This window comes from Streptomyces sp. TRM70350, from assembly GCF_019219825.1.
In the GTDB taxonomy this organism is placed as follows: domain Bacteria; phylum Actinomycetota; class Actinomycetes; order Streptomycetales; family Streptomycetaceae; genus Streptomyces.
In genome coordinates this window covers 1-12608 of the sequence record NZ_JAHUXH010000030.1, presented here as the reverse complement: position 1 = coordinate 12608, position 12608 = coordinate 1, and the positions used below count along the sequence as shown (strand labels likewise).

15 protein-coding genes are annotated in these 12608 nt (G+C 70.6%); all 15 read left to right on the top strand.

Translation table 11 applies throughout. From position 1 onward, the window contains the following. The first annotated feature begins 248 nt into the window (after nt 1–248). Entirely contained in the window at nt 249–833 is a 585-nt protein-coding gene (locus tag KWI83_RS30895) for a hypothetical protein (protein ID WP_308122273.1), read from the top strand. Then, entirely contained in the window at nt 830–1021 is a 192-nt protein-coding gene (locus KWI83_RS30890) for a hypothetical protein (protein ID WP_218517756.1), read from the top strand. The genes KWI83_RS30895 and KWI83_RS30890 overlap by 4 nt, the downstream gene beginning before the upstream one ends. A 341-nt stretch (nt 1022–1362) precedes the next feature. Then, nucleotides 1363–1734, top strand: a complete 372-nt coding sequence (locus KWI83_RS30885) for a dehydrogenase (RefSeq protein WP_256363040.1) — start codon at nt 1363–1365, stop codon at nt 1732–1734. Further along, entirely contained in the window at nt 1731–2288 is a 558-nt protein-coding gene (locus tag KWI83_RS30880; RefSeq protein ID WP_218517680.1) for a nuclear transport factor 2 family protein, read from the top strand. Before KWI83_RS30885 ends, KWI83_RS30880 begins: the two co-directional genes overlap by 4 nt. Nucleotides 2289–2291: 3 nt before the next feature. Continuing rightward, nucleotides 2292–2783 carry an ester cyclase gene (locus KWI83_RS30875; protein ID WP_218517679.1) on the top strand — a complete coding sequence of 164 codons (492 nt, stop codon included), beginning with the start codon at nt 2292–2294 and terminating at the stop codon, nt 2781–2783. Between the two features lie 101 nt (nt 2784–2884). After that, the gene (locus KWI83_RS30870) at nt 2885–3289 is read left to right on the top strand and encodes a nitroreductase family deazaflavin-dependent oxidoreductase (RefSeq protein ID WP_218517678.1); all 405 of its coding nucleotides are present in this window, start codon (nt 2885–2887) and stop codon (nt 3287–3289) included. After that, a complete protein-coding gene (locus tag KWI83_RS30865; RefSeq protein WP_218517677.1) occupies nt 3286–3876 on the top strand; it encodes an NADPH-dependent FMN reductase in 591 nt (196 codons plus the stop codon). The genes KWI83_RS30870 and KWI83_RS30865 overlap by 4 nt, the downstream gene beginning before the upstream one ends. A 67-nt stretch (nt 3877–3943) precedes the next feature. Beyond that, complete coding sequence (locus KWI83_RS30860; RefSeq protein ID WP_218517676.1) at nt 3944–5248, top strand: cation:proton antiporter; 1305 nt, start codon at nt 3944–3946, stop codon at nt 5246–5248. Nucleotides 5249–5389: 141 nt separating this feature from the next. After that, nucleotides 5390–6049: a hemerythrin domain-containing protein gene (locus KWI83_RS30855; protein ID WP_218517675.1), complete on the top strand. Its 660-nt coding sequence runs from the start codon at nt 5390–5392 to the stop codon at nt 6047–6049. A gap of 90 nt (nt 6050–6139) precedes the next feature. After that, entirely contained in the window at nt 6140–7612 is a 1473-nt protein-coding gene (locus tag KWI83_RS30850) for an MFS transporter (protein ID WP_218517674.1), read from the top strand. A gap of 88 nt (nt 7613–7700) precedes the next feature. Then, entirely contained in the window at nt 7701–8786 is a 1086-nt protein-coding gene (locus tag KWI83_RS30845; RefSeq protein WP_256363039.1) for a methyltransferase, read from the top strand. Between the two features lie 71 nt (nt 8787–8857). Continuing rightward, on the top strand, nt 8858–9865 hold the full coding sequence (locus KWI83_RS30840; RefSeq protein ID WP_218517673.1) for a MarR family winged helix-turn-helix transcriptional regulator: 1008 nt from the start codon (nt 8858–8860) through the stop codon (nt 9863–9865). Between the two features lie 126 nt (nt 9866–9991). Next, the gene (locus KWI83_RS30835; RefSeq protein ID WP_218517672.1) at nt 9992–11704 is read left to right on the top strand and encodes an NAD(P)/FAD-dependent oxidoreductase; all 1713 of its coding nucleotides are present in this window, start codon (nt 9992–9994) and stop codon (nt 11702–11704) included. Between the two features lie 42 nt (nt 11705–11746). Continuing rightward, nucleotides 11747–12322 (top strand): flavin reductase family protein, encoded by a 576-nt coding sequence (locus KWI83_RS30830; RefSeq protein ID WP_218517671.1) that lies wholly within the window; start codon nt 11747–11749, stop codon nt 12320–12322. Nucleotide 12323: 1 nt separating this feature from the next. Beyond that, on the top strand, nt 12324–12608 hold a 285-nt coding region (locus KWI83_RS30825), incomplete at its 3' end, for a biotin carboxylase N-terminal domain-containing protein (protein ID WP_305733702.1).

Genomic DNA, 12608 nt, shown 5'->3' with positions numbered 1-12608 from the left:
CCAAACGGCTCGGCCTGTCTTCAAGCCTTGCCGGGGGGGCTGCGAGGGGTGAGTACAGGCCATCTCACACTGCCCTGACCGTCCGTTCACACAACTGCAGATGCTTGTCGAAACCCTGAACGAGCCTGCGTTGAAGCGCGTCGGGGTGGCCGCGAGCATGGAGGAAGTCTCAGGAGAACCCAGAGATGCGGGGGATTCGGATGCACGAGGTTCGGCAACTCGCCGACGACCACAGGAGCAGGGACTGCGTGCCCCTGTGCGGTCGGATCTGCGCCAGGTGCGTGGGCCGGCTGCACCGCGAGTTACGGTCCCTGCTCGAACTCTACGAAGAGAGCGACCAGGCCCTCACCCAGGCCCCGCCCCGGCTGCGCGAGCGGGTCAGTGGCAGCCGGAGCACCGTGGGCATCGTGCTGGACGACGGCGCGGTGGCCCTGCGGGCCCAGGTGACCGACGTACTCGCGCAGTGGGCACGGCTCGTGGTGGACGAGCGCCGCGACCGGACGCCGCGGCCGTTGCGGGAGCCCCGGCTGGACGGTCTGGTGCGGTTTCTGCAGGAGCAGCTGCCGTGGCTGGCCGGCCACCCCGCGGCCATCGACTTCGACGAGGAGGTCACCGAGCTGCTCACCGCCTTCGGCAAGCTGTTCGGCCCCGGCCAGGTGCGCAGGTTCCCGCTCGGCTCGTGCCTGGAGCCGGGGTGCGACGGGATGCTGTTCGGGGTGATGTCCACGGGCGGCGGCCGGGTGCCCAGTCATGTCACCTGCGACGCCGGGCACGCGCTGCCGCCGCACCAGTGGATGCGGGTGGCCGACCGGCTGAAGGGTGAGGTCGCGTGAACCAGGAGGTGAACCGGAGGCGACGGAGGGTCTCGACGGAACTGGCCGCCCTTGCGATGGGGGTGTCCGAGGCCACCATCCGCAAGTGGGCGAGCCGCCGGAAGATCACCCGGTACGGCGGTCCGCAGCGGGCTGAGTACGACCTGGACGAACTGTTCCGGCTGACCCGCCGCGACGATTCCAAGTGATTCCCCGTACCTTCGGCAACGGCGCCGTGGAATAAGGGCTTCACATTCATCTGACGGACCATCATAAAGGAAAACGCGGATCCGTGCGGGGATCCCGTTGAGCAGCCCCTGCGGCCACCCCCCAGGCCGTGGGGGCTGCTTCTTCTCCGTTAACCGCTCCTTCATCAAGTCGCTTGGAAAAAGCGGGAGTTGACGAAGTCGGGCCAAGGTGTCACACTTTTTCCGGCGGCTTCATGCCCTGACTCGAAATCCGTATCCACGTCGGTGTTTCCGACCTGGATGCGGATTTTTTGTTTCCCCGACGTTTCACGACGTTTCCCCGACTAGAGGAAGTGTGGTCGATGCCTGTTTCTACCTGGACGCCCGTCGGTCGCTGGACGGGTACGGTCACGCACGACGGCGAGGTGGACGACTACACGGTCACCTTCGAGCAGGACGGTTCGCTCTCGGTCACGACGAAGAAGAGCACCGGCACCGGCTCCTGGACCGTGACCAGCGACACCGAGCTGCGGTTCTCGCTGCGCGAGGACTTCAACCTCGACGTCACCCAGATCAGCCCCAACGGCCACCGCGCCGCGTACATCCAGATCGACATCGCCGCCCGCCGCGACGGTGACACGCTCACCGGCGAGGGCAAGGCCGTCGTGCACGGCCCGGACGGCGTCGTGATCTACGCGACGGACGCCACGACCGAAGCGCGCCGGGTGTCATGACCCGGCCCCAGGCGGCGGATCCGGCCGCCCTGGCCGGTGAGATCGCCCGGCTGGCCGACCTCGCCGAGCTGACCAAGCTCGTCGGCCGTTACCTGGCCAGCCTCGACGAGGGCGACTTCGGCGAGGCCTGGGCCAAGTCCCTGTTCACCGAGGACATCGAGATGACCTTCCCGGTGGGCAGCCACCGGGGCATCACCGGTGTCGGCGCCTTCACCACCGAGATCATGGCGCGCTGGGGCCGTACGCACCACCACGGCTCCGACAGCTCGGTCGACCTCGACGGCGACCGGGCCGAGCTCGGCTGGAGCCTGATCGCGTCCCATGTGCACCACGGCTCGCCCCTGCCGCCGGACCCCTCCGAGTACTTCCAGCTCGGCGGCCGGTTCACCGGCACGGCCCGGCGTACGCCCGACGGCTGGCGCTTCGACCGGCTGCGGCTGCGCATCGTGTGGACCACGGGAGCCGTGCCCAGGGGCGTGACCCAGGTCGACGCCACGACCCTCGACACGCGCGGAAACACACCCGCGCACCACGCAGCGACGAAGGAGAACTGACGCATGCCCACCACGCTCACCGCCGAGCAGCAGCGGGAAGTCATCGAGAAGGTCTTCCACGAGGGCCTGGACCTCGGCGACCTCTCGGCCGCCGACCGCTACCTGACCGCGGACTTCCGCAACCACGGCAGCCACGACGACTCCATGCGCGGCCCGGAGGCGTTCAAGCACACCATCAAGATCCAGCAGGCCGCGTTCAGCGACATCCGCTACGAGATCCTCGACTTCATCTCGATGGGCGACAAGGCCGCGATCCGCTGGGTGATGCACGGCAAGCACACCGGCCCGTTCATCGGTATCCCGGCGACCGGTCTGCAGGTGCAGCACCAGGCGATCATCTGGTTCCGCTTCGAGGGCGACCGGATCGCCGAACGCTGGGGCATCGTCGACAACTTCACCCTGGAGCGCTTCCTGAAGTCCGGCGGCAAGCCGGTCGGCCCGCTGACCCCGGCCGGCGCGAACGGCGGCCCCGGCGCGGGCAAGCCCGCCGCCTGACCCCACGCCCGGTACCCCGGACGGGCGCCGGCCGTCGAGACACGGACCGGCGCCCGCCCGGCGGTCAGCGGCGACCGACAGACCAGAGGGAGGGAAGATCCGTGCCGATCGACAGGAAAGTGGCCCGCTTCAACCGGAAGTTCGCCAACCACCTGGTGGGCCCGCTGTTCAGCCGACTGCCCGGGTTCGGGAAGGTGCACCACCGCGGCCGCAAGTCGGGGCGCGAGTTCGCCACACCGGTGAAGCTGTTCCGGCGCGGCGAGGACATCGTCATCACACTGCCGTACGGCCCCGGCTCCGACTGGGTCAAGAACGTGCTGGCGGCGGGCGGTTGCGAGATCACCACCCGGGGCCGGCGCATCCAGGTCACCAACCCGGTCGTCTTCACCGACGACGGCACCACGAAGATGCCCGCCCTGACCCGCCGTATCCTCTCCCGCGTCGACGCCAAGGAGTTCCTGGCGCTGACGCCGGTGGCCGCGCCGAGTCCGGCGGTACGGCGATGAGCACGCCCGGCGTGGTGACGCGTCCGGTGCGGGTCACACTGCTCGTCGGCTCCGCCCGGGACGGACGGCTCGCGCCGGACGTCGCGGGCTGGTTCGCGCGGGTCGCCTCGCGCCGCGACGACCTCGTCCTGGACGTCGTCGACGTGGCGGACCACCTGCTGCCCGCGAGCCTCGACGCGGACGACCCGACGGCGGCGGCCCTGCGTCCGCGGCTGACCGGCGCCGAGGCGTACGTCGTGGTCGTACCGGAGTACAACCGCAGCGTCCCCGGCCCGCTGAAGACCCTCATCGACAGCTTCCAGGCCGAGTGGCAGGCCAAGCCGGTCGGCTTCGTCGGCTACGGGCTCGGCACGGCCGGCGGGGTGCGCGCGATCGAGCATCTGCGGCAGATCTTCGCCGAGTTCCACTGCGTGGGGATGAAGGACATCGTCACCTTCCCCAGGATCCTCGAACACTACGACGCCGAGGGCCGCTTCCCCGCCGACCCCGAGGGCGCGGAGTCCGCGGCCAAGCTCATGCTCGACCAGCTGCTGTGGTGGGCCCGCGCGCTGCGCGAGGCGAAGGCGGCACGCCCGTACGCCTCCTGAGGGTGTTCCGGCGGCAACGGACACCCGCGCGCTTTCCCTTCCCCGAAGCCTCCTCAGGAGACGTGTGATGGCCGCTGTTCCCGATCCCCTTCCCGGTCTGCTGATCGCCGTGCCCGCGGTGATCCTCGCCTGCAGAGCAGGTGCCCAGCTCGTGCGGCGGCTCGGGCAGCCGCCCGTGGTGGGCGAGATCGTCGTCGGCATCCTGTTCGGTCCCTCGCTGCTGGGCTGGCTGTGGCCCGACGCGCAGGCCTGGCTCTTCCCGCAGTCCGTCCTGCCGTACATCGGCGTGCTGGGCAACATCGGGCTGCTCGCCTTCATGTTCCTCGTCGGGCTGGAACTGGACCTCAAGGCGCTGCGCGGGCACAGCCGTACGGCCGTGGCCGTGTCGCAGGCCAGCATCGCCGTGCCGCTGGCACTCGGCACCCTGCTGGCCTTCGGCATGTACGGGACCTTCGCCCCGGCGGGCACCGACAAGCTCGCGTTCGTGCTGTTCATCGCGGTGTCGATGAGCATCACCGCCTTCCCCGTCCTGGCGCGCATCCTCACCGACCGGGGCCTGTACCGCACCCGGGTGGGGGCGCTCGCCATGGCGTGCGCGGCGGTGGACGACGTGACCGCCTGGTGCCTGCTGGCGGCCGTGGTCGCGGTGACGAAGAGCAGCTCGCCGATGGATGCGGTCACCACCGCCGCGTACGCCGCGGCCTTCACGCTGGCCATGTTCTGTGCCGTGCGTCCGCTGCTGAACCGGTGGGCCGGGCGGGCGGAGCGCAAGTACGGCGACGGTGTGGTGCTGGTCGTGCTGTTCAGCGGGCTGTGCCTGAGCGCGTACGCCACCGACCGGATCGGTGTGCACGCGCTGTTCGGCGCGTTCCTGTTCGGCGTGATCAGCCCGCGTGGCCGACGGAGGATCGAGGCCTCCGCGGCTCGCGTGGGGGCGTTCACGGTGCCCGTGCTGCTGCCGCTGTTCTTCGTCAGCACCGGCCTGAGGACCGACGTGTCGCTGCTGGGCGGCGCCTGGGCGCAGTGGCTGTGGGCGGGCGCCGTGCTCGCCGTCGCCGTGCTCGGCAAGTGGGGCGGCGGCTCGGTCGCGGCCCGGCTCGCGGGCCAGGGCTGGCGGGACGCGATGTCCATCGGCGCGCTGATGAACTGCCGCGGTCTGACCGAGCTGGTCGTGCTGAACATCGGCCTCGGCCTCGGGGTCATCGGGCCCGACCTGTTCACGATCCTCGTGCTGATGGCCCTGCTGACCACGGCCGCCACCTCGCCGGCGCTGAGCTGGATCCGCCGGGGTGCGGGGGATCTGGATCCGGCCGACAACCCATCCGGAATCGGCCAAGAAGAGCCGGTGCTGCAGTCCGCCGGGACCCGTTGACCCTGCCCTGACCTGCCCGTTCGCTAGTTATTGGGCAGTTGATGGTTGGGAAGCTGCTAGTTATGTACGTTGATAGATAAGCAAGTTGACGATACTCTCGCGGTACGGCAACGCAGCAGTGAGGCACTGAGGGAGACAGTGATGAGTCAGGAGTTCAAGAACCACGACATGACGATGATGTTCGCGATCCACGACGCCCTCCGGCGCGAGCTGGAGCGGATCGCGCGGATCACGGCCCGGGTCGACGAGGACCCCCGTCATGTGCTGAGCACCGCGGTCGGCTGGGAGCTGTTCAAGAAGTTCCTGACGATCCACCACACCTCCGAGGACGTCACCGTGTGGCCGGTGATGCAGCAGGCGCTCGCGGGCAAGCCCGCCGAACTGGCCCTGCTGGACGACATGGAGGCCGAGCACGCGGTCATCGACCCGCTGCTCGCCGACATCGACGCCGCCCTCGCCGACCGGGACTCCGGTCTGGAGCGCCTCGGCGGCCTGACCGACACCCTCTACACCCGGCTCAGCGGCCACCTCGACCACGAGGAGCGCGACGCGCTGCAGCTGATGGACATCACCATGACCGCGGAGCAGTGGGCCGCCTTCAGCGCCGAGCAGCGCACCCGCGTCGGCGACGACTCCCGCCGCTACCTGCCCTGGCTGCTCGACGACATGGACGTCGCCAAGGTCGCCGGAATCCTCGGCAAGATGCCCGAGCAGCTCCGCAACGCCTACGAGACCGAGTGGCGCGCCGCCTACGAGGCGCTGGACATCTGGGGCACCCGGGCCGGCACCGCCGCCCGCTGACACAGGGCCCCCATGCCCGGGGGCGCCTCCGCTTCCCGCACCCCCGGGCCCCCGTCGTACCACCCCCGACCCAGACATCGGAGAGAGCTCATGTCGCTGCAAGACCGCACCCAGGCCGTCCCCAGGGCCGCGGCACCGCCGCAGAAGGACGGCAAGCTCGGCCTTGCGCTGCTGGTCATCGCGGCAGCACAGCTGATGCTCGTTCTGGACAACACCATCGTGGCGGTGGCCCTGCCCAGCATGCAGAGCGCCCTCGGCCTCAGCGAGGCCGGTCTCGGCTGGGTGGTCACCGCCTACGCCCTGGCCTTCGGCGGACTGCTGCTGGCCGGTGGCCGCGCCGGTGACCTGTTCGGCCGCCGGCGGGTCTTCCGGATCGGCCTGGTCATCTTCACCGCCGCCTCCCTGCTCGGCGGCCTGGCCACCACCGGCGGACTGCTGATCACCGCCCGGCTGCTGCAGGGTCTGGGCGCCGCCATCGCCGCGCCCACCGCGCTGTCCCTGCTGGCCACCACCTTCCCGGCGGGCCCGGCCCGCAACAAGGCGCTCGGTGTGTACGGCGCGATGGGCGGCCTCGGCTCGGTCGTCGGCCTGCTGCTCGGCGGCGCGCTGACCGAGTACCTGAACTGGCGCTGGGTGATGTTCGTCAACATCCCGATCGCCCTTGCCGTCCTGGTCGGCACCGGCGTCCTCGTCGAGGGCGGCCGCGAGCGCGGCAAGATCGACGTGCCGGGCGCCTTCACGGCCACCTTCGGCTTCGGCGCCCTCGTCTACGGCATCACCCGCGCCGGTGAGGAGGGGCTCGACGACAGCAACACGATGATCGCCCTCGGTGTCGCGCTGGTCCTGCTGATCGCCTTCGTCGCCATCCAGCGCACCGCGCGGGCGCCGATGATCCCCGGCGGTGTGCTGGCCGACAGGGGCCGGCTCGGCGCCAACCTGGTGATGTTCCTGGTCGGCGCGGGCATGCTCGCCACCTTCTACTTCCTGACCCTCTACATGCAGGTGGTCAAGGGCTACGACCCGATGGTCACCGGCGTCGCCTACCTGCCGTACGCGGTGGGCATGCTGCTCGCGGCCGGTGCCCTTGGCCCGCAGCTGCTGGCCCGGCTGTCCGAGCGCACGGTGATCTCCGTCGGCCTGACCGTCGGCGTCCTCGGCATGGTCTGGTTCAGCCTGCTGGCCCCGGGCCAGAACCCCTGGGTCGCCCTGCTGCCCGCGCAGCTGGTCTCCGGTCTCGGCCTCGGCATGGTCTTCGTGGCCGTCACCATCATCAGCGTCCGCGGGGTCGCGCCGCAGGAGACCGGCGCCGCGTCCGGCCTGATCAACACCGCGCAGCAGATCGGTGGCGCGGTCGGTCTCGCCACGCTGGCCGCGGCGGCGGCCGTGGTCACGCAGAACGAGTCCGACCCCGGCACGCCCGACGCGCTGACCACCGGCTACTCGTACGGCTTCCTGCTCGGTGGCGGTCTCTACCTGCTGGCCCTGCTGACGGCGCTGGTCACCGCGCCGAAGTCGGCACCCCAGCCGCAGCGGGACGGGGCTCAGCCCCCCGTCGCCCTGTGACCCGCCCCGGCGGCCCCGCCTCTCCCCCCGCGGCGGGGCCGCCGGCCCTCTCCCCCACACACCCCGAGCCCGGAAAAGAGGCGTCGAGATGCCCCAGATCTCGCGGAACGCACACACCGAGCAGACCAACGAGGGAACAGAGATCCGCATGTCGAACAGTGGGCCGGAGAACCGTTCCCTCGCCGTGTGGGAGCTCGCCGACCTCGTGACGCCCATGGCCGTGCGGGTGGCCGCCACCTACCGGGTCGCCGACCACATCGCCGCCGGCCGCGCCACCGCCGAGGACATCGCCCGGGCCGAGCAACTGCACGCCGGGGCGCTGGAGCGGGTCCTGCGGCACCTCGTCACCGTAGGCGTCCTCACCTTCGGCGGCGGGACGTACGGGCTGACCGGCCTCGGGGAGCAGCTGCGTACCGACCACCCCGGCGGCCAGCACCGGCTCGTCGACCTCGGCGGAGCCCTCGGCCGCGGTGACCTCAGCCTCGTCGAACTGGCCCACGTGGTGCGCACCGGCGAGCCCGCCTACGCCGTCCGCTACGGCCTGCCGTACTGGGAGGACCTGGCGGCCGACCGGGCGCTGGCCGAGTCGTTCGACGCGATCATGGCGGACAACCTGGCCCGGGACGTGCCCTCCATCGCCGCCGCCTACGACTGGGCCGCGCTGGGCCACGTCTACGACCTCGGTGGCGGCAGCGGCGTCCTGCTCGGCGGGCTGCTCGCGGCCCACCCGGCGCTGCGCGGCACGGTCGTCGACCTCAAGGCCACCGCCGCCCGCGCCGCGGACCACTTCCGGGCGCTGGGCCTGGCCGACCGGGCCGAGGTCGTCGGCGGCAGCTTCTTCGACGAGCTTCCCGCCGGTGGCGGCGGCTACATCCTCTCCTCCGTCCTGCACAACTGGTCCGACGACGACGCCCTGCGCATCCTGGGCCGCTGCGCCGACGCCGTCGCGGACGGCGGCCGGGTCCTGGTCATCGAGGAGACCGGCGAGCGCCCCGAGACCGCCATGGACCTGAGGATGCTCGCCTACTTCGCCGGTGTGGAACGCGGCGTCGACGACCTCGCCCGCCTCGCCGCCCGGGCAGGCCTGAAGCTCACCGGCGTTTTCCGGGCCGGGAGCCAGGCGGCCGGTGTCCGGTCGGTGCTGGAGCTGGTCCGGGAGGACGCCGCCCACTGACATTCCAGGCCGCGGTGCACCCGAGGGGACGGCGGGTGCACCGCACTTATACTCGGGCAGGAGGTGCTGTTTTGCGGCGTGCACGCGACGAGACCCAGGAACCGGCGAGCCACGGGGATCCGGCGGTTCCCGTGACGCGGACCGAGGAGACCGCCGAGGTCCCGGGAGTGCTCCCGGAGTCGCTCACGGGCTATGTCAGCTACCTCCTGCGCCGGGTTTACGCGCAGTTCTCCGCCACCCCCGACGGCACCGACACCGACTCCCGGGACTTCCTAGTCCTCGACGCCCTCGCCGGCCAGGACTGGGCGTCCCAGCTCGACCTCGCCGAGCGCCTCGGCATCAACCGCACCATCATGGTCCAGGTCATCGACCGCCTGGAGGCCCGCGGCGAGGTCCAGCGCACCCGCAACCCCGACAACCGGCGCCAGTACGTGCTCTCCCTGACCGACCGGGGCCGAGGCGCGCTGGAGGCCATGCGCCGGGCCGTGGCCGAGCGGGACGCGCACCTGACCGCCGTCCTCACCCCCCAGGAGACCGCCCGGCTCGACGAACTGCTCACCCGGCTGCTGCCCGAGTCGGCGCGGCCGCTGGTGCAGGGCACCGAGTACCTGGTGGCGCAGGTCCACTTCCGGCTGCGCCGGCACGGCGACGACAAGCTCACCGGCACCGGACTGCGCGTCCGCCACTACGGTCCCCTGTCCGCGCTCGTCGCCTCCGGCCCGTGTTCCCAGCAGCAGCTCGCGGAGCACCTCGCCATCACCGGTCCGGCCGTGTCCCAGCTCGTGGACGAACTCGTCGAGCAGGGCCTCGTACGCCGCGGCCGCGACCCGCACGACCGGCGCCGGTACGCACTCGAGGTGACCGACGAGGGCCGGGAGAAACTCGCCGTCGTCACCGCGGCCGTACAGGAACTCGCGGACGACGTGGCCGCCATGCTCGGTCCCGGCGGCGAGGACGAACTGCGGGCGCTGCTGCTGAAACTTCTGGAACCGACGACGCTTTCGGGCGGGCATTCCGGTGAGCATTCCGGAAGCGCCCTTTCCGGAAAAGCCAAGTCGACCGTTCCGGCCAGGGGTTGACCCTCTGGCCAAAACCTGTCACGCTTAATTCAGCGGTTGCCTCACGCCTTTTTTCACGGCTCTTCATTCTCCGAATGAAGGGCCTTTTTTCATGCGGTATTCCGCCCCCGGAGAAGGAGACAGCTCATGGTCACGAAGATGACCGAAGGCGCGACGGAAGCGGCACACATACCCGAGGAGATGACCTTCGACGTCATCATCCTGGGCTCGGGCCTGGCCGGCTCCGTGACCGGCACGATCCTGGCCCAGCACGGCGCGCGGGTTCTGCTGGTCGACGCGACCGCCCACCCGCGCTTCGCCATCGGCGAGTCCATGACCCCGCAGCTCGTCGAGTGGATCCACATCCTCTCCGAACGGCACGACATCCCCGAGCTGAAGAGCCTGGCCAGCGTCCAGGCCTCCACCCGCGACATCGGCCCGACCTTCGGCACCAAGGCGCACTTCGGCTTCATCAAGCACGAGGTGGGCCAGGAGCCCGACCCGCGGGCCGCCACCCAGCTGGCGCTGCCGAAGATCTTCCACCAGAACAGCCACATGTTCCGCCAGGACAGCGACTCGTTCATGTTCCACGTGGCGATCAAGTACGGCTGTGTGCCCCGGCAGAACTGGCGCGCGAGCGAGGTCGACTTCGACGCCGACGGCGTGACCGTCACCGGCAGGAGCGCCGCCCCGAACGCCCAGCCCGAGCAGTACCGGGCGAAGTACCTGGTGGACGCCTCCGGCTTCCGCTCGCCGCTCGCCGACAAGTTCGACCTGCGGGAGAAGCCGGCCCGCTTCAAGCACCACAGCCGCTCGCTGTTCACGCACTACGTCGGCGTCAAGCGGTTCGACGACGTCAGCGGCCACCCCAAGGACCTGCGCCCGCCGGCCGACTGGCACACCGGCACCCTGCACCACCTGATCGAGCGCGGCTGGTTCTGGATCATCCCGTTCGACAACCACGACAAGTCCCGCAACCCGCTGTGCAGCGTCGGCCTGACCATCGACGAGCGCACCTACCCCAAGCCCAAGGACCTCACCCCGGAGCAGGAGTTCCAGCTCTTCCTCGACAAGTACCCGGCCGTCAAGCGGCAGTTCGTCGGTGCCCAGCGGGTGCGCGAGTGGGTGTCCACGGACCGGCTGCAGTACTCCTCGAAGCAGACCATCGGCGACCGCTGGTGCCTGATGTCGCACGCGGCCGGCTTCATCGACGCGCTGTTCTCCCGCGGCCTGTCCAACACCTTCGAGGTGGTCGACGCGCTGACCTCCCGGCTGATCGCGGCGCTGAAGGACGGCGACTTCTCCGCCGAGCGCTTCGAGTACGTCGAGCGGCTGGAGCAGGGCCTGCTCCAGTACAACGACGAACTGGTCAACAGTTCCTTCATCTCCTTCTCGCACTTCCGCCTGTGGAACGCGGTGTTCCGGGTGTGGGGCTCCTTCATCACCCCCGGCACCATGCGGCTGACCCGGGCCCGGCTGGCGTACGCCCGCGACGGCCGCCAGGAGCACTTCGACGACCTGGAGCAGGTCCCGTACCCGGGTCTGTGGTGGCCGCAGTCCGACTCCTTCAAGCGGATCCTGGACACCACCGCGGAGACCTGCGAGAAGTACGAGGCGGGCGCGCTCACCGGCGACGAGGCCGCCGACATCATCTTCAAGGTGCTGGGCGAGTCGCCCATCGTGAACCCGGTCTTCGGCTGGAAGGACGAGAAGCGGCGCTTCATCTACCCGTCGGTGCCGACGATGGCCCGCTTCCTGTTCTGGGCGTCGGTGCAGGCCCCGTCGGAGATGAACAGCGTCGGCCGGGAGTTCCTGCTCGGCATCCTCAAGGCCGGGTCCAAGGTCCGCAAGCTCCTCTGATCCGCGCGGCACACCCACGACACCCCCATGAAAGGGATGAGCATGTCCGCAGCAGCGCGGTCGCTGACCCGCACCCCTGAGCGACAGCCCATCGAGCCGCTGAGCCTGCGCCGCGTGTGCGGCTTGTTCACGACCGGCGTCACGGTGGTCGCCACCGGGCCGAGCGGCCGGGCCGAGGGCACCACCGTCAACTCCTTCACCTCGGTCTCGCTGGAACCGCCGCTCGTGCTGTTCTGCCTGCACAAGCAGTCCCGGCTGCACGGCCTGCTGCAGGAGAGCGGCGGCTTCACCGTGAACTTCCTGTCCGGGCGTCAGCAGCCGCTCGCCCGCCACTTCGCCGGCAAGCGGCCCGACGCGTTCGCGGGTGTCCCGCACCACTTCACCGCGGACGGACTCCCGGCCCTCAGCGAGGCCCTGGCCTACATCGCCTGCACCACCGTCGACGTACACGCGGCCGGGGACCACGACATCGTCATCGGCGAGGTGGTGGAGCTGGGCGCCCCCCAGCACGGCCAGGAGCCGCTGATCTTCTTCGACGGGTCGCTGGGCCCGCTGGAGACCGGAGCCGGCCGGTTCAGCCGGGCCGGTGAGCCACCGGCACCGGCCCGGGTGTCCTGACATGCGCCGGGTGCTCATCGCCAACCGTGGCGAAATCGCTGTCCGCGTGGCCCGGGCCTGCCGGGACGCCGGGATCGCGAGCGTGGCCGTGTACGCCGACCCGGACCGGGACGCCCTCCATGTCCGCGCCGCGGACCAGGCGTTCGCCCTGGGCGGTGACACCCCGGCCACCAGCTATCTCGACATCGACAAGGTCCTCGGGGCGGCCCGTGAGTCCGGGGCGGACGCCGTCCACCCCGGCTACGGGTTCCTGTCGGAGAACGCCGAGTTCGCGCAGGCGGTGCTC

Excerpts from the sequence above, each read along its gene's own strand:
- KWI83_RS30885 (WP_256363040.1), top strand. The coding sequence starts at position 1,363 with ATGCCTGTTTCTACCTGGACGCCCGTCGGTCGCTGGACGGGTACGGTC.
- KWI83_RS30880 (WP_218517680.1), top strand. The coding sequence starts at position 1,731 with ATGACCCGGCCCCAGGCGGCGGATCCGGCCGCCCTGGCCGGTGAGATC.
- KWI83_RS30875 (WP_218517679.1), top strand. The coding sequence starts at position 2,292 with ATGCCCACCACGCTCACCGCCGAGCAGCAGCGGGAAGTCATCGAGAAG.
- KWI83_RS30865 (WP_218517677.1), top strand. The coding sequence starts at position 3,286 with ATGAGCACGCCCGGCGTGGTGACGCGTCCGGTGCGGGTCACACTGCTC.
- KWI83_RS30860 (WP_218517676.1), top strand. The coding sequence starts at position 3,944 with ATGGCCGCTGTTCCCGATCCCCTTCCCGGTCTGCTGATCGCCGTGCCC.
- KWI83_RS30855 (WP_218517675.1), top strand. The coding sequence starts at position 5,390 with ATGAGTCAGGAGTTCAAGAACCACGACATGACGATGATGTTCGCGATC.
- KWI83_RS30850 (WP_218517674.1), top strand. The coding sequence starts at position 6,140 with ATGTCGCTGCAAGACCGCACCCAGGCCGTCCCCAGGGCCGCGGCACCG.
- KWI83_RS30845 (WP_256363039.1), top strand. The coding sequence starts at position 7,701 with ATGCCCCAGATCTCGCGGAACGCACACACCGAGCAGACCAACGAGGGA.
- KWI83_RS30835 (WP_218517672.1), top strand. The coding sequence starts at position 9,992 with ATGGTCACGAAGATGACCGAAGGCGCGACGGAAGCGGCACACATACCC.
- KWI83_RS30830 (WP_218517671.1), top strand. The coding sequence starts at position 11,747 with ATGTCCGCAGCAGCGCGGTCGCTGACCCGCACCCCTGAGCGACAGCCC.